Origin of the sequence: Ferrovibrio sp., from assembly GCF_002796975.1 — a bacterium.
Lineage (GTDB): Bacteria > Pseudomonadota > Alphaproteobacteria > Ferrovibrionales > Ferrovibrionaceae > Ferrovibrio.
Genome location: NZ_PEKV01000005.1, coordinates 446,613 through 464,549, shown reverse-complemented (window position 1 = coordinate 464,549; position 17,937 = coordinate 446,613). Strand labels below are relative to the sequence as shown.

Genomic DNA, 17,937 nt, shown 5'->3' with positions numbered 1-17,937 from the left:
AGTTTGGTGGCTGAATTTACCGTAGTCGAGAGCGGCAAGCGCCGCGACCGCCACCAGCTTGCCAAGGCGCTGCACGAGGCCAATGTCAACAAAGCCGCCCTGGTGGTGGCGAAGGTAGACCGGCTCGCCCGTAACGTCCGGTTCTTGGAGACCATTCTGAGCGGCGATGTAGAGGTGGTGTTTGCCGACCTGCCCCAAGTATCGGGTCCGATGGGCCGGTTCATTTTGCAGCAGCTCGCAGCCGTCGCGCAGTTAGAGGCAGGCTTGATTTCAGGGCGCATCAAAGCGGCACTCACTGCGGCGAAGAAGCGGGGCGTGAAACTCGGGAGCTTTAAAGGGGCGAAGGTCGATTCTGCTCTTGGCACTCAAGCATTGATCGCCAAGGCCGATGAGCGTGCAAACGATTTTGGTCAGGTGATATCCCTTACTTAGAGCCAACTCGCTATACCGTTTCTGTGGACGGCCTAGTTACCGCCATAACCGAGTTATCGTGCCTTCTCATTACCGGTGAGGCGTATAAGCGTGAGCAACGTGATTAATCTCTGGAACGTGTTTTTAATTTAGGAAATCAGGTAAAAGTCAGTAGAAATAAATGTACGCTATCAACTGAGCCGCCGCAGATGACTGCGTAGATTTGTCTTCTTCAGGCTCCGCGGAGGTAATACTTTCTCCGTATTAGATTGGCTTCTTGCCGGACCGCTAATGTTGGCTGGCAAGAGACCCCAGGTGATCCAAGTCATTTTTCGGATGCCGATAGAACACAAGAATGCCGATATGCAAATTCTGCACCCAAGACACCAAGCTCGTCAAAGCGCATATAGTCCCTGAGGCGTTCTATCCCGTCACGGGGGACTCAGGACAGCCTATGATGCTGATGACAACTGAGCGCGACTGGGCAGAGCGGTCGCACAAAGGAATCTATGATGTCAATTTAGTCTGTAGCTACTGCGAGGCGCGTTTTGCAAATTACGATCAGTATGCAGCCGAGCTGCTAATGCAAGGCCGCCACGGGCAAATAATCTCTAGCGAACCTAATTTCACCCTGATCGATCGATACAGTTATCGGCTCCTAAAACTTTACTTCATTTCGGTTCTATGGCGTGCCAGCGCGAGTGAACGGCCTGAGTTTCGCTCAGTCTCGCTCGGACCCTATCAAGACAGGGCTCGAAAGCTCATTGAGAATGACGACCCCGGTAGAGACACAGAGTTCCAGACACATCTATTTCAGTTTGATGAAGGTCCTGCCAGGACTGCTTTTCTTAACCCACATACTGAATATTTCGATGATATCCGATACTACCGCTTCTACATGGGTGGCTATGTCACCTTGATCAAGGTGGATAACCGATCTGCTCGAAGCCCACTAGATGACAACCACATACAACCGGATAAACCACTTGCAATCGGAAGACTAAAGTTCCGAGGCTCCTCTACGCATCAGTTGCTTTTGAGAATGGCGAGGTCAGTAAGAACGCCAGGCTGGTTGGATCCTGATACTCGCCAGTAGGTTTTCCCCGATGCGCATCCGGGGAGGCGCAATTTGGTCTTAAAGAAAAGGTCTTCTTTGATGCTAAGCCCATTGGAAGGACTATGCAGTTGCCGCGATCAAGTCCTTCAGAGATTTCGGCTTGTGCTTCTCCCAGGCTTCCTGCCTCACAAATAGCGGGCTAAAAGCTCGCCCCACCCCATTGTATGTGGTGGCATCGGCGCACCACTGCTGCAGTCTTTCCCATTTCAGCGGATCATCTAAATCTTCACGGCCCTTTGTCTCGATAATCCAAATGCGCGCACCATCCTGATTTACAACAAAATCTGGAATGTAATTCGCGATTCCGCCGTCGGCGTTCTGATACTCGATACGAAATGACGTGCTCTGGCTATTCTTAATAAAGGAGACGATATCTGAACAATTGTCGAGAAACGCTGCGAACTCCAACTCGAAATGTGAGTCGCCAACGACTTTATTAAAAAGCGATTTCTTCGGCACCAAAAATGCCTGTTCCTTCACAAGATAAGGCCTAGTCTTGGAAATTCGTATGGAACCTCGAACCTCCGTTGTGCCAGCGTCCCGCACGGTGAGCGCGTTGACGGCAGTCTTGATGGTTTCCACCAGGGTACGCGCGGCATCGATCTCAGATAGATTTCGCAGCGTATTGAGGTCGTTCAGATCCACTGCTCGGTTAAACAAATGTGACTCGATAAATTCCTTTAGCTTCCCGAACAGGATGTCGAATCCACCGACAAGCCGTAGATCACGCATAATCGAACGGGCGAAGAATCCAATCATATTCTGATAGTTCGGCGTGAAAATCGTGTCCATCGCCGTAACGTGACTCTGCTCATCCGTGTTCATGTCGCGAAATATGATTTCGCGCTGCTCGTCCTCCGTGAACATGCGGTGAGACACACGCGCGTGACCAAGTGCTGCGATATCGAGGTCCGTTAAACTCTTATATTCACGATGGATTCGCGGAGCCAGCAGTGGCAGGTCGATGTCGAGCCTGTCGATATCCTTGTTCTTGTTCTCTTGATCGACCTCGATGACAACGGGCGATTTCGGACCGCTGTTACCGCCCATTGGCTGATACTCAAGTTCAACGCCTTCAACTTTGATGCCTTCGACGAAGTCCATGAAGGCATCGGTGCCGATGACACTGACCTTCTCTTGCAAATCCTGACCACGAAACATGCGCCGAAGGCCGCGGCCGAGCGTCTGTTCAGGTAGGATTCGCGCCGTGCTGGTGAACGGACGCAAACCGACAATCGACACGACGTTCTGCACGTCCCAGCCTTCGCGTAACACCATCACTGACACAATTGCCTTATAGGGACTCGTAGGATCATCAATAGAGCGACTGGCCTCACGTAGTTCATTCAGCTCCTCTTTGCTCTTGCCCGAGGACGCTTCGGAGATCTCGCCATTGCGCTTTGTATGGATCACCAAGATGCCGCCCTTAAGCTCCGGATAACGACCCTCTAGGTACTCGGCAACCTCATCGCAATTGCGCGTATCGTCAGTCATGATGAAGAGCACCGACTTTCTTCCCGTCGGAAGAAGCTCGTCATAGACCTTCTTCCATTCAAGATAGCCGAGATGTAGGTAGTCCTCATACTGCTCGGTATATTTCGCGCTCTTCTTCTCCTGGAGTTTGGCGCGAGACGGACCATCTGGCAGTACGGGCGTCTTCACGACGCCTTGGCGGATGGCTTCAACCAATGGATAATCAGCGATCGTCTGCACAAAGATCGCACCGTTGTTATGCTTTGGTGTGGCTGAAAGATCGAACTGCGCGGACAGTTCCGATCCTTTCTGACGCAGACGCAACGCAATGTCCTCAATTGCCTTGAACCAGGCACTCTGGACATCATGCAGATGATGCGCTTCATCGTTCAGTACCACGAGGTCAGGCACCTCTCGTACGATCACCCCAAGGTCGACCTGGCTTTCCATCGTCTTGCCGGCGGGCTTCTTACCCAAGAAGTAGTCGGTGACGTTTTCGTCCTCGAGCGCGGGCTCGGAACCGGACTCGTACACACGGTGGATATTCGTCAGGAAAAGATTGCCTTGCGGCTCGACCAGACCAATTCCATCCTGGATGTGGACGGTCATCTGGAAATCGTCCCGCCAATTCTGGCCCTCATAGCCGTTGCCTGGCAACAACGGATCTTCATAAAAAATCCTCGCGCCATCGAAATCCGTACGCAACCTGTCGAGCACGATGATATTGGGGGCAATCAGCAGAAAGTTCGTCGATAAATCAGAGTCGGGCTCATACAGTTTGTGGAAATAGGACCAGGTCATGAGAAGGCTCATAACTTTGGTCTTGCCGGCGCCGGTAGCAAGCTTCAGCACGTACCGAGTCCAATCTTCGGCAAACATGCCCTTGGAAACGCGAGAAGAAGAATCGAACTTCATCAGTGCATAGGGATCACGTGCCCGTTCGACCTCATAAAGCCAGAGTGCCGATTCTACTGCCTCACGCTGGGCGAAATACCACTGGAATGGCCTGACGGTTCCATCGGCCTGGGGCATCATGTGCTCGGCACGGAACCAGTGATTGAGCAGAGCTACGGTTGTCGGCGAGCCCCCGAGATAGCCAGATGCACGCCATTCCGCCACTGCCTTGCGGATCTTGTAGACCAGGGGTGGCAGCAACATCGCATAACCCATGCCACCCAACATTTCATCGCCCGGATACCAGCGAATGTCTGGGTGCAAGACTGCATAGGGATCAATCGGGAAATCAGGATGCAGCGCCACGTCGTCCCCCATTAACCTCAGCTGCCCTTCACCGCAGGCAGTTTTCTAAATTGTCTAGCCAACTCGAATAGATGACTAGCAGCAAATGTTCTTGCAGGGTGGCGCGCTCGCCTTTCACCCGCTTGCCTTCGCTGGTGGTCACCCCCCTCGCCGAAACCGCGCCACACCCCGAGGGCCACTACCCCATATCAGGAGGGAAATGCCGGTCAGGACTACTCAGATGTTCGACACCTTGAATGCGAATATCATTCCGAAACAAGATCCAATTGCTTCTGGCGGATCCAAACATAACAGCGCCTAATGACAGGTACTTAGAAGCGCTCACGGTTTTGGAGACCGGTCGCTTTCGATTGAAAGAGCCTTCACAGTGACACTTCGATAACTTTCGTAGTGTCATTGCCGAAGATGTCGACCACTTTGATTCCGATTTTGTATCGACCCTTCTTCGGGTATTCGTGCATAGCGCTGGTCAGCTCAAGCTGCCTCTGCTGCCGCGTCCGGAAGGACTGCCATTCATTCTCGAAGATGTAACCCCCAGTCCAGACTTCACGCTCTGATCCGTCCGCTTCGGTGATGCGCACGATTTCCTTGCGATTCTCGAAGTCAAAATCGACAGCCCAGTAGTCGACCCAATCACTCCAAGCCTTGGTCAACACTTCACGGCTGACCACGCCCTTCTTATCCTTACTAACTTTCACCACTTCTCCAGCATCGATCGTGACTTTTGAACCGCCATTCTTAAGGGAATCAATCAGTACACCAACATCGTCCTGCCGATAATAGACACCAAAATCCTTCAGTTGGACCGTGACAGAATTGCCCTTTACCATCGGCTGCATTTCGACATAAGCCACGTCATAGAAGATGACCTGGCCCTTATCCACTGCCCGACGATCAAATACGTCCTTCGGAATGTAGCGAAGAGCGACGCTCACACCCTTCGTGCGGGCTTCGTCCTGCGCATGCGGCACAATTCCCATCTCGAACTCGAAGCCAATAATGTCGAGCTTACTGATACGGAGCTTTCGCGCGGCCTCGACTGCCTCATGAACCTGGGATTGCGTGACAGGGGCGTCAATTGGCCCGACGATCACAAGCGCGCCAGCTTTTTTGCCATGAAAGGGGGGGGACTGGAACACCCGCTCCGCTTTGTAGGCATTCAGGATTAGTGTGAGGTAATGCTCTTCTTTTTGAATGGATATTGCGCGACGCTGCTCTTCTGGAAGCGTGGGGTCAATCCCGGCAAAATACTGACGCTCGTACCTTCCGAGGTTGAGAATTTCAAAGCTGCGGTAGGGCTTGCCTGCCTCCAGCAAAGAGCGTTGCACGCCGATTATGCGCTTGCGGCTCGTATGGACCGCAAAGCGGCCTAAATCTGAACCAATCCATTTGCGTCCGAGTTTCTCGGCCACAGCCAATGTCGTACCGGAACCACAGAAGAAATCGGCAACTAGATCCCCCTCGTGGCTCGATGCCTTAATGATGCGTGTTAACAGTGTTTCCGGTTTTTGGGTGTCATACCCAGTATCTTCATCCGCTTGAGAGTTCACTGGATGTACGTCTGCCCAAACGGTGCCGAGTGGAACACCAGGCATTTCGTCAAGAAATCGCCTATACCGTGGCCTACCTCCCTCCTTTTTGGGAAACTCAACACGACCATCCTTAAAAAGACGCTCCATCGTGTCGTATTCATACCTCCAGCCTAGCCTTGGAGCCTTATGGCCACGCCACTCGTACATCATGTTTGGTCGTGGGTTTGGGCTCGTCATATTATCGAGCATATAACGGCGTCCGTCCGGCATCACATTGTTGTATTTACTGTCTAGATAGTCTTGAGAGTAAGGTTCGTACTGAGGATTCCATATGAATTTGTCAGACTTCGTTTTCCAGTAAATATAGTCATGTATAACGCCCCAGCGCTTGCTATCGCCGTGCGCCGTTACGCGCTTCCAAGAGATCTCTGCGCTGTAAACTTGACGACCAAATATTTCGTCAAGGACAACCTTTACCAGGGGGCCAATGTCTGGGCCGATGTGCACATATATGCTGGCGTCTGGCGCCATCAATCCGTGAATTAAGGTCAAACGCTCATATATCATAGAGAGATATGAATCGGCCCCGCGCCCCCAAGTGTCGCGATAGGCAAGTTCTTCGATGACGCTCGGCTCCTTAGTCAAACGCTCCGATTCACCAATCTCAACGTCAAAAGAAAAGTCGGCCCCCACATCAAATGGCGGATCTATATAAACGAGCTTTAGGCCACCAGCGTCCTCGATCTGACGGCGCAACGGCCCATTCTTTAATGATGCAAGAACGAGTTTATTATCACCCCAGATAAGTTTGTTGGCCCATCCACCCGTTTGCCTGCCAGTCGTTTGATCGAACGCAAATAGGTCGGTCGTACCTGCCTGAGTCCCTCTCCTGGGCTCATCGATTTGCTCAATCGATTGGAAAGGCAGTACGACATTAGTCATTTCTGATGTCTTGCCAGGCCAAATCAACTCGGCCTCATGAGGTTGGTCGAACAGCACGGCTTTGTATCGGGGAGGCAAAGGCTGCCCCGAGTCGATCATTGCCTTAAGCTGTTCTTTCTCGCGGTCTGTTAAGTTCACTATCGTCGCCTATCGATCTACCGTGACCATAAATTTCATATCCGCACTCGCACAGATTCTAAAAAGCCCTGATTCGAGCCCGGCACCATTCTTAACAACTTGCGCGGGAAACCGATAGAAGTTTAGGCTCTCAAAGTTAGGGAGGGCTTGGCAGATTCTACCTCAGTAGTTTCCCCGCTCTACTTCGACCAACGGCTATTTTTCACTCGGGTGGCCGCAAGGCCAACTTTAGTCAACAGCCGTACTCATCCGCTATTAGTCCGGCCGACTTTTCAGATAATCGGCCATTGCCGCCCCCGACAGCTCTAGCGTGGCATTCGCCCCTCGAACAAAGAACCGTTGCTTGTCGCCATCTTTGACGAAGGCCGGCTTTGGACCGCGCTCACACCGAATCACCATGACACGCTGACCATCCATCTCTTCAAAATGCGGGTGAACAAACGGCATAAAGAGGTCGCCAATGCGCTCCTTGATTAAATTGACCAGATGCAGGCCCATTTTATCTTCGTCTTTGAAATTGTCCGCGTTCACGCCCAAAACCTGACCATCGTCAGATACACCGATCAAAAGCGTGCCGCCTTTTGCGTTCAGGAAACCTGCAATTGTCTTAAGGGCGGTGACCTGCATTTTATCATCAACCTGCCCGGTATGCAGATTCATTCTCAGAGTTGATTTGAACTCAACACCGTCGCTTTCACCCGCAGCGATCAGTTCGCCGACGTGAATTTTGTCATCCAACGGCTGCTGCTGCCCTGTCAGCTTGTCCCAGGCATTCTTGATAACCGCAGCCATTTTTGACCGTCGGGCGATCAAAAATTGATCGTAGCTTAGCGTCCACCAGACCGGTGGCAGGGCATGCCAGAAATACATCGGCTCGCGTTCGGTGGGCAGGATATCCGTCTCTAGTCCCGGCGCATAACCCGCCGGCGCTTGCTTGCCAATCCTTAGGTTGTCTGGCCATTCAACCAGTGCAAAATTCGCAATCTGGTTGACCTTCTTATTGTCAGTAACGCCGATATCTTCGAGATAACCGCGTGGGAATAAATGGTGCAACTCAATTGCAGACTTTGTGCTCTTGACTAGTGGGTCGACCAATGTTGCCACTGTTGCGCGGCTAAACATAACCCTTGCATCGAGAACAATAAGAGATGCGAGGTACGCAAAAAGCGATGGGCTGCGCGCTGCAGAGGTCGCCAGCTGATTCGGAACAGTAATGCTCCAGTAGTCAGCCGTTAGAGTAGTGCGGCATATTTCGCGCAACTTCTCGATAAACGCCGCTCCAGTCTTCTGACTACGCAACGTAGCCAGATCTGCCTCGACACGCGTCTCTGGTGAGGCCGTATAGCGACCGGTCAACGCCGCCATAAAGAAGTATTCAGCGATGACCTGTCTCACCTCTTGCTTATCGAGTTTATAGTCGATGACGCCGATCAGATAGAAGATGTAGCAGTAGATGACAGTCGCTTCAGAGCTAATCATCTTCTCGCCGCGATATCCAGCAAGAGCTATTGCGCCAAGAAAATGATGCCAATTTGCCAGGTTTAGCGCGTGTGCCTGCGCCCGCTTTAACAGATCGAACTGCTGCTCACGCTTCTGCGGGTCGTCTTCACCGGTCTGCGCATCTCTGCCGCGCAACGCACTATAAACACTTGCCAGTCGAGCGCGCTTCAGAGCCAAACCTACGGTGACACGTAGCAATTGATCGGGTGACGGCTTAATAAATGGATTGAACGATGACGCCGGTCCGTTAGTTGGCCTGGTTGCCTCATGCGCAAAGCCTTCAAGTGCTGCGCGCCCTTCATCCCAATAGACGGACATTAGCGTCATGATAAAGTCTGCTTGATTAAGTTTCTTTCCCTCGCCGTTTATGCGGACGAACACCTCGGCAATAGTCGCAGCGTCAACACCAGAAGAGAGCGTCAGGGCTGTAAAATTGTATTGTGGCAGATTCTGTAGCCGTGTGATTGCCGCCTGAACCTTCTTCTTCTGCTCTTGGGTTAGCTCTCTCGATACAGAAAGCCCCGTGAGATAGTTATCGGCGATTGCGAACAAGTCTGCGCCAGTCGCCCATAAAATCGAAATATCAGGTATGTAGGCCTTATCCTTCTCAATGGCAGCATCTGCTACGTCGAAGCGCTCTGAAAGCGGGTTAAAGGCTATAGTGATTTTTTCACGTCTAAAATCGGCACGTAAAACTTCTGCATTGCGGATTACCGCATAGAGCGAGGTGAGACGTTGCTGTCCATCGACAATAGCAATCTTTGGCACAACTCCACTTCGGTCTTCTGATATGCGCCTCAATTCTGTTGCGGCGCCGGTTTCCCAGAGTAGCAAGAAGCCGGCGGGAAAGCCTCTATACAGAGAATCGAAAAGATTCCGGACATTGACATTTGGCCAGACAAATGGCCGCTGCAGCTCTGGCAAACCAATCTTACCGAGATCAATGTCACCGATCAGCGCACTAATCGGGTAGTTGGTTGTCGTGAATAGCGTCATTCGTCTCGCTCACTGGTCAAGGTCTATAAGCTTATCCCAACGACTCAGTAGATTTTCTCTATTAGAACCAGGCCGCAAGAAAATCGCACATGATGCCGCTGTAAAAAAACAGCCATTGTTGCTTACTTTGTAGGCGCTATCTTCAACTGGTTTTCTAGTAACTTTGCTAAACGCTTAGATATGGTCGTAAAGGCCTTTAAGCGATCAAGGCGCTCTTGGAGTTTCTTCCTAGTAATATCGTCCATGACTTCATCGTCGAGATCACTATCCTTACCAATAAACTTTATAACAACTTCGGGTATCCCACCTGATGCGTCCGCTGCGGCAGCAAGAGTCACCCACTTCTCAGCTTTTGGCATTGCCGAATGTGCAGCCAATTTTAAACAATACTCGATCAAGATCCTGGCGGTGTAGTCTATGCCACTAATGGTTTCGACCCATTTCTGCGTCTCTTCGCCGAGATCGACTTCCACCATTCTTGAGCGAACAGATTGAAAGTACCGCGGCGACGTATTTTCTGGGTCAAGGCTTTCTAGCGCGCGGATGATTGGCTCGAGTTCTTCAAACGGCCGCATGCCATTTGGTAACTCTGCGTGATGCCGCCAGAGCTGAAGTATGGTCTCAAAACAATGCTTCTGAAGCTCGGATTTCTCGTTCTTTTCCGCCGACTGAGCTTTGTCGATGCATTCAGCGACATAGTGCGCCATCCAGCGCCCCAAAACATCGCCTCTTGTGGCTTGTTTTAGGTCCTCGACAATAGCTTTCCCTAACTCCAATACCGCCTCAGAGCGTTGTGAGACTTCCGTCTGCTTTGAAGACGTAGATTTTGGCCTTCGCTTTTGTGTCGCTTTTCTCGTCATCGTCATAGCTTTCGTATGACCTATACCGGCGGCTCATTCTAATCTGAACCTGCACAACAAGGTCTTGATCGACTTTACACAAAAGTTCTCGCAAGAAGGCTCGAGTAGCCTGTAGACGACTGCCTGATTCAGTACTTTCTCTCTCGCCACGGCGTTTCTCTGGGTAATGTCCCCAAATTTGAGCCGACATTGCTGAACTATTCTCATTGTCGCGCCAAGTTCTATTTTCTAGATCGGGCACGAGGGCCATCAGGTTAACAATGTCTGTAGATGGCCTGGGGCCGGGATAAGCTATCTCCGCTGCCCACCGATCATGGCGATCTAGCCCCGAGTCGTTGTTATCCGATATGATCCAGCCTGAAAGATGAAATCCATAAGCGTCGATCTCAAATCTGCTGCCCGCCGCTGGGATAGCGTAATCATAGACACTTTCAACAGTGCTCAATGCCCTTAGCAACGATGAAGACTTATCTTTTGATACAAGTGCACTGGCCACACTAATATGCTGCTCGCAAGAACTCCCAATCCAATTCCAATGCCCCCACAGATTGAGGCAGTCTTCTGAAGTAAGAGCCTCGTCAAAATCTTTGCTCTTTGTTTTGTAGATGTCTTTTGAGTTCTTGTCCGATCGCCATGATGGACGTTCTAATGGAGCTAGATCCCGTCGATCCCAAAGCCAATATCCATCTATCCGTGTCATCGTGTGACGTTTGAACCATTCTTGAAATGAATCCTCTTCGTCTTCGTCACTACCGCTTTGATAAATTGGCGTTGTATCCAGAAGCTGAGCAGCCACGATCATCATGGCATGATAGGCGTGATAGAAGCCCAATGTGTCTTCTCGCGGATACTCGCCGTGGGAGTGATAGGTGTCGCCATCACTATATATCTTTCTGTTAGCACGCTCGTCTTCGTCCCAGCGTCCACGCCCTGCATAAGCCAAATCAAATCTAATGACACTCAGCGCGCGCTTGGTAATTTCGCCTCTGCGCAACCCGAATGCATCAGCAAGAGGTTCATACCAGTATGATTGAACGTCGTGATCAAAGTAGAACTTATCATCATCTGATATAGATGAGTCGTCTTCTGTATCGTATGTCCTGCTAAAGCGATCTTGTCTTGATTTTGGAAAAGCCGAGACATTTACGGCGAATAGGCGGTCGACAACATTGCTCGCCACATCAAGGCAATCCTTTGCGTTCAGTGCCAGAGCCGTCTGGGCTGCGAGTTGTCGAATGAGCACATGCGGCTCTGTCAGAGCCAACTCTGCAATCTGCCGAGAGTGAGGCTTCAGTGCGGCTGGGTTCTCTACCACCCCTCGCCCTAGACCAATAAGCAGCCATTGCAATGCATGCAGTTTGTAAAATTCTAGTCTTGCGTCAACGAATGCGCCACCGACCCGGTGTTGCGCCAGGTTCATGATCGCGGCCAGCAGGTCCGTTCGATTATGCTTTACTATATTTGCAACCACATGAGCCCCTTCCCATCTTAGGGTCAGAGAGGGCACTGCAAGTGAAGCCCATACGAAACCAGCCAAAGCTGCCGTTACGTCATGCGGCGGGTTTAGTGCCCGCGACCATGGCCCATCGCCATCTTTGGCCTCAAGCATTGGCGTGAATTCTTGTAAGCCAAAGCTCAGCGCCTCGAGGGCTTCATTCTCTGACAGCTTTGTCGTTAACAAGCTTAAAAGTGAGAAAAGTCGATTAGCCGTGGCGAGTTCATGCGTTTCCCCAATCGCATCCAAAGCCACCTGGATGACATCGTTTTCGCTAACGTCACAGACACTTGAAACTAGACTCAGCGGTAATGTTTCATACTCGTCGTTTCTAACGATCTGCATGCAGTATCGTCGAACGAAGGTTTTCACTAGATTCCAGAGCGCCTGCGTTAAGGCTGGCCTCTTCTTCCAATCATCGGGAACAACACCTAGAAACCACCTAAACGTATATAGATTTATCTCATGAATATCTGCCAAAGCGGCAACGAATGCCACCTCTTGTCCAACCGGAATGCGCTTGATCGCCTGAACAAAGAAACCTTCGCGATCTATTGGAGGTTCGCTGTCTCTTAAGACAGAGTATGCAGCTGCAAGAGAATTTGAGTCAGTCAGAATGACATCACTGAATATATCGCCCCAGTATCCATTGTCTTGTTCTAGTTCATCTTCCCCCCGAGGAATCATCGGAGCTATATCGTCACGCTCTGGTAATTTCTGCGCATTGAAGTCAATAAGATTATTGAGCTCTTCTAATGATATGCCGTGTTTTGATATGACGGCCTCAATGCCCGCGACATCACTGTCAAATTTCATATACCTAAATAGAGCTTCCGCTGCAGCTTGCTTCTCTATCTTTCGCGTGTATTGAGATAGAACTGCATCCAAAAACTCCTTAAATGGCCATTCAGCACGATATGCCAACAGCGGCGCCGCATCCAAAGCATTCACGAAACGCTGGTCTATTAGTCGCATAATTGAGATTGGTAGAATACGCTCGGAATCTCCAAATCCGCGGTCTCGCCATCGGCTCATAATTGCTAGGGCGGACGGTGCGCAAAGTCCGCATAGTGCCTCCACCGTCCTCGACCAATGGAAATATTTATCACGCGCGACGTACTCGTAAGTGAGTTCTGCGCATCTAGAAAAATTATATGCGACGGTTGGCGCTGGTCGGCTACGGTCAGCAGCACGCTCTGCGAGATCTAGGATTGCCTCCCATCGCGAAACATTCTCGCTACCTATCTTGCTCGAAACTTCGACCGCCTCATGGAAAATAGATTTCGCGTCGTCTTTACTGATAGATATGATCGCTCGGCATATCTCAATGTAGGCTTCGGCTTTCTCTTCCGCGTCCCCCCTATACCTCTTTGAAATATCGAAAGCCTCGATTGACCATTTAAGGGCTACCGCTTTAACTTCCGCATTTGTGGCACTTAGCCGCGTCAAGGAAGTTAGTGTTCGGGTATAGAGCGGCTGATTACGCCCCAATCTCCAAGCCTCAAATTTGGCTACAGATTCTTCGTTTAACGACCTGCAGAGGCGTAAACATTCAAGCCAGATTAATGCTTTCTGATTTGGCAGGTGCGGGTCTTTCCCATATGGGGAATGTTGCCCATCTCTGCTGGCTTTGGCAGCGCTTTCAATCTCACTGTCTAGTTCACCGGAGTCGACTGCGCCCACGGTTACGCGAGCCCATAGGCGGTACCATGGCAAAATTTCAGACGTATCTGCTTTGAGCTCTTGTAGTTCGCGTGACTCTGAGTGAGACGGCTTCTTCTCAAGTTCTGTTTGGAGTTCTGGGTAAGCTATATCCCGAAGCTCAACCACTTTTCCATTTAATGCAGAAATTAGACTGTAGGCACGAAATAGCACAAACCTTCCATCCGAGTGACGCGATGTTATACTCCGCGGTGGTGCCGGTGGAAGATATCGCAATAGCACATTGCTTGCTGCTTCATGTGTGCAGACCTTATGCCTTAAGGCGCTTTCGACCAAAGCAGTGATCGCATTTAGAGCATCTTCATTTACATCAAGCCGATTCTGATCGGCTATACGCACTCTCGTGCTTAGGACGAGCCTGAACGCCCGGCGCGCCACATCTTCCGGCAGATATTCATGCACACCCCGCAGTTCAACTCCCGCGGCAAGAATAAGACATAAGCTATTACCAGCTGCCCTAACTAGATCGATAGCATCGTTTACTCGCCCATGGTCTAGTAAACGGCGTATTACAACTCGCCCAACTCTGAAGGATATGCTTCTGGGACGCCAGCCGACCAAATTGCGCGCTGCATTTGCAGGACCAACAATATTTACATGTGAGAAAATTAAAGCCGCTATATCAGAGTCGGTAATCTCTTCCTGCTGCTTTTCTTCTCGTGATAGTTGATCCCAATTGTTCAGCCACTCATGAGCCATTCTTAAATGGCTTCTCGCCTCACCGAGCAATTCTTCCCGGCCCGATAGTACGGCCGCATTATATACATGATGACCGCCCAACCAATCCGCTTCGAATGTTCTGCGGGAAACGATCTCCTGCAGCTGGTTGGTGTCGATAAAGGTCGCAGTTAGGTCGGTATTGTCTTGGAGTAGCTTTTGCTTGCGGTCGTCACCCGCCGTTTTACCACCAGCTTTTAACGCTAGCTTTGCGGCATCCGTATATCGGCGTGACCTAAGGCCTGCCTTCAGTGCAAATTGTATTCTTTGCAGTTCAATGTCGCGCTTAGATAGCGGATCTTCGTCTGGCAAAGCTGACGAGCTCAGCGCTAGCTCCACCAACTCCGGAAACATTTCGGCTTCGAGCATCAGCTGAGGTAAGATAGAGGCAACGTAGCTACTACTTACGGCTAGAGGCTGAAGATTTCTCACAAACTCTTTTATACCGTCCTGTGACGGCTTGAATCTTTCTCTGAACCAGGTTTCAGCCGGCTCATCGTAAAATTGAATGGTTTCGCCGATAACCGATAGCGGACGCCCTAGATCGGTCGCGAAACTGTGGATCGCGTCTTCTGGGACCTTGGATAGTTTCGATAGCGTCGCGATTGGGATCAGGGGGCGAAGTATGGCCAAACCCGTACAAATTTTCTCGATCTGCTCTCTTTCATAACGACCACTAGATTCTTTCAATTTCTGAATTGCGTTTTCTAAAATGCTCCCGATAACACCTTCAACTGTCGTGGCGTTCGGCCCAAGCATCTTTAAGGTGTCAAAAAGTGATAGGCCCCGCGAAAGCGCCAGCGCCTGAACACGAGGATTTGCCGAACTTAGGGAATGGAACTCTTGAACATCACTTTGGCTCGCATCGGCAAACGTCTTGGTCAGGAAAGATGTTGTCTCAGGCAGATTAAATGGTTTTAATGACTGTACAAATGCGCGTGTTGGCGGATCCAACATATCTTTCCTGTGCGATCGGCATAGGAAGACCGTTCGTACATTATCGGGCAAGGTTTCCCTGATAAGATCTTTTACAAATGATCTATGCTCACCAATCTCCTCTGCGGCCATTTGCGCATTATCTGCCGCGTCTATAACAATACAAAGAACTGCAGCGCTATTAGCATGGTGCAGCGATTTTGATGCCTGCTCTATACGGTGAACAAACGCCTTTATGTAGGCTGCTGAGTCTGCCATCGGCGTTGGAATTAGAGGGTGACAGAGACCTTTTGCCGCTAACTCATTGGCAATCTGCACAAGCGCATCTTTATGTCGATGTCTATATCCGGATGCACTGCGATACTGACCATTGCCGAAGCAATCATATGTTATGCAAACCGAACCTTGTGGCAGCCAAAAGGGAATTTTCGACGCAAACACTGATTTACCGACGCCCGCATTTGCGTGAATTATGGCCGGCGATCCAGCTGTGCAGATCTCGTTCACGAGCGGGCCTTCATATGCCCTCTCAACAGCATTTTCTGGACTCTTGATAAGGCACGGCGCCGGGTAGAGTTGGTGTTCGTCAGTACCCAGCGCACGCAGTACATCCATCTTTGTGATGGATGGATTTCTCTCACCCTCAGATAGCGCTCGCTTTGTGACTAGTTCCTTAAGTTTAAGCGGCGCCTCAGCATCCATGTCTGGTAAGTATCCGCGCACATCTTGTGAAAGAATGTGCCGTTGTTCCCAATAATCGTCCTGGCGATCTACAAGACATATTTTCTTTAAAAATGCAGAAAGGCTCTCTGCCTTTAGGCCGGTAATTTTTTCGAATTTCTTGTGCGTAGTTGAATGTCTGAATGAACTGCCGGCTATCGCATCGTTGATTGTCTCGGAAATGTTTATGTTAATTGGCCTATTTGTAACGAAATGAAATTCAAGCTTATTCTCAAGCTCTGCTTCAGAATGCGACTTTAAGAGGAATTTATACCGCCTCGAGAAGCCTTCTATCGTCTTCTTGAGCCCGCTTTCAGTCCAATTGGTATCCGCATGCAGCGTGGAATGTTTGAGCTGCATGTAACGAACCAACTTTGCCTCTTTTATATTCGCACCTCCAAAGTACTCCGCGATGTCGATAACTTCTTCTCCTGATTTCTCAGCGACGGCACCGTCAGTATCGTCCTTCGACGACGCCTCAATTGTGATGCTGACAAAATCGGTGTTTGGATCTAATAGCTTTAGGCATCGCCGCGCTGCCCATAGGTAATGAAATTGATCCCCGTCCCTGCTGGGACGGACCAAGCTACGTTTTTCCATTAATTTGCCACCCAATATAGTTCGGAGTGCAGCCGCTTCGGTGCTGAACCACTTACGCGTTTTCCCACCCTAACCAGATCCAAGTTTACCTGGAAATTACAAGTTGATCCCCCCTTGCTGCCCCCTCCAGAGGCATACCCATTTCCTCCGCATAATGCCTTATGATTCACAGCTTACTTTTGTTGATGCTAGAAACATTGTCCCGATGAGGGGGCCTACCTGTACAGAAAGACCGAGCTTACGAGACGCGAAGGTTCCGGCTTTTGTTGATCCTGTCTAACGTGATAAGCGTGGGTGGATACATCATAGTATGTTTTCTCAGGCTCAGATTTCCGAACCCACGATGTTGCTATTGCGCTGATCTTGATCTGTGCCGATGTCCGCACATTGCATACATAGGTATGCTGATTACAGTCTGGCGCGAGGTATACTTATTAAGCGCTTTCTATAGGTGCAGCGGTCCTGATTTCGCGCCATCAACTCCACTGGCTTCATAGTCACCTGCAGGTCAAACTAAGACGAGACCGGAAACTTTTCGGGATGCAACAGAATCAACCAGATTCATCTAGTGTTTTGCATCTCCAAGATCGCCGTAGGGCATATTATGAGCTTTGATCAGCCGCTGGATGTAAGTTCAATTCGGTCAGACATATTGCCGATCCTGCGCTCACTGCGGCCTCTGATCGAACAGCTGCCCGATGCGATTTCGTCGCTCGCACAGTTTACTATTGTGATAGACGCAAATGTGCTGCTCGAAGATATCCGCTGGCATTTGCTCAAACGAAGAGCACCAGATGCTCGCTCGGCATTGCAAGAATGCATCTCAGCAGAGATCGTAAAACTCTACGCTACCCGCCGCGTAATCGACGAGGTTCAAAGGCATATACCGCGCATTGCGCTTGAAGACGGCATAGATGAGCAAGAGTGTCGCCGCTTACTGCTGTCTCTCACGACTAAACTTACTGTTTTAGAATTGAGTGAGATTGAGTACGAGGCTTATGCTACCGGGCAGGACCCAGATGATGCCCCTACTCTGGCATTGGCTCAGCTCATCAAAGCCGAGGGCATAATGAGTAGAGATACCGACATTGCCGCAATGGGTGGACAGTCCATATCACCAGAATATATGAGCGTATTACGTCACCATTCTCGCAAAGCCGCCATCTCGGTTACTCTGCAGCTCAGCGGCAGCGCAGTCATGATGGCGTCTGGGGCAGCGCTCATAGGTGCGCTGAAACTTCTTCAAACCGCGATCCAAGTCGTTATGAGGCTACCGCCGCCGGTTATGCTGATTGGAATGGTCTTTGCGATCGCCTGGCTATCTAACCCCAAGAACCGTAGTGTTCTCGCCGAGCGCTTTGGTCTTGTCGTTGACCGGTCCGGCCATGTGCTCGGTGAGGTATTTCAGCTTACGTCGCACTTACTGAGTGAAGCTGAGAAACACAAACCTGAAACCCTGACACTTCCTTCGCGCGATAGAGCAAAATCAAACTAATCCTCACCAGTAGATTTTCTACA

At 50.4% G+C, this 17,937-nt stretch carries 7 protein-coding genes; 2 read left to right on the top strand and 5 right to left on the bottom strand.

The window, feature by feature from the left end; genetic code table 11:
* Window positions 1–6 precede the first annotated feature (6 nt).
* A complete protein-coding gene (locus tag CTR53_RS07170) occupies window positions 7–432 on the top strand; it encodes a recombinase family protein (protein ID WP_290810548.1) in 426 nt (141 codons plus the stop codon).
* 1,156 nt (window positions 433–1,588) lie between these two features.
* On the opposite strand, the gene CTR53_RS07165 is transcribed toward CTR53_RS07170, so the two are convergent.
* The 5 genes from CTR53_RS07165 to CTR53_RS07145 form a co-directional block, all read right to left on the bottom strand.
* A complete protein-coding gene (locus tag CTR53_RS07165; RefSeq protein ID WP_290810545.1) occupies window positions 1,589–4,261 on the bottom strand; it encodes a DEAD/DEAH box helicase family protein in 2,673 nt (890 codons plus the stop codon).
* Window positions 4,262–4,623: 362 nt separating this feature from the next.
* Entirely contained in the window at window positions 4,624–6,873 is a 2,250-nt protein-coding gene (locus CTR53_RS07160) for a site-specific DNA-methyltransferase (protein ID WP_290810542.1), read from the bottom strand.
* 255 nt (window positions 6,874–7,128) lie between these two features.
* Window positions 7,129–9,369, bottom strand: a complete 2,241-nt coding sequence (locus CTR53_RS07155) for a DUF262 domain-containing protein (protein ID WP_290810539.1) — start codon at window positions 9,367–9,369, stop codon at window positions 7,129–7,131.
* 122 nt (window positions 9,370–9,491) lie between these two features.
* Complete coding sequence (gene avs3b / locus CTR53_RS07150; RefSeq protein WP_290810536.1) at window positions 9,492–10,145, bottom strand: AVAST type 3 anti-phage proein Avs3b; 654 nt, start codon at window positions 10,143–10,145, stop codon at window positions 9,492–9,494.
* 7 nt (window positions 10,146–10,152) lie between these two features.
* Window positions 10,153–16,419 carry a hypothetical protein gene (locus tag CTR53_RS07145; RefSeq protein WP_290810533.1) on the bottom strand — a complete coding sequence of 2,089 codons (6,267 nt, stop codon included), beginning with the start codon at window positions 16,417–16,419 and terminating at the stop codon, window positions 10,153–10,155.
* A 604-nt stretch (window positions 16,420–17,023) separates the two neighbouring features.
* Between CTR53_RS07145 and CTR53_RS07140 the strand changes: the two genes are divergently transcribed.
* A complete protein-coding gene (locus CTR53_RS07140; RefSeq protein ID WP_290810530.1) occupies window positions 17,024–17,914 on the top strand; it encodes a PIN domain-containing protein in 891 nt (296 codons plus the stop codon).
* The last annotated feature ends 23 nt before the right edge of the window (window positions 17,915–17,937 follow it).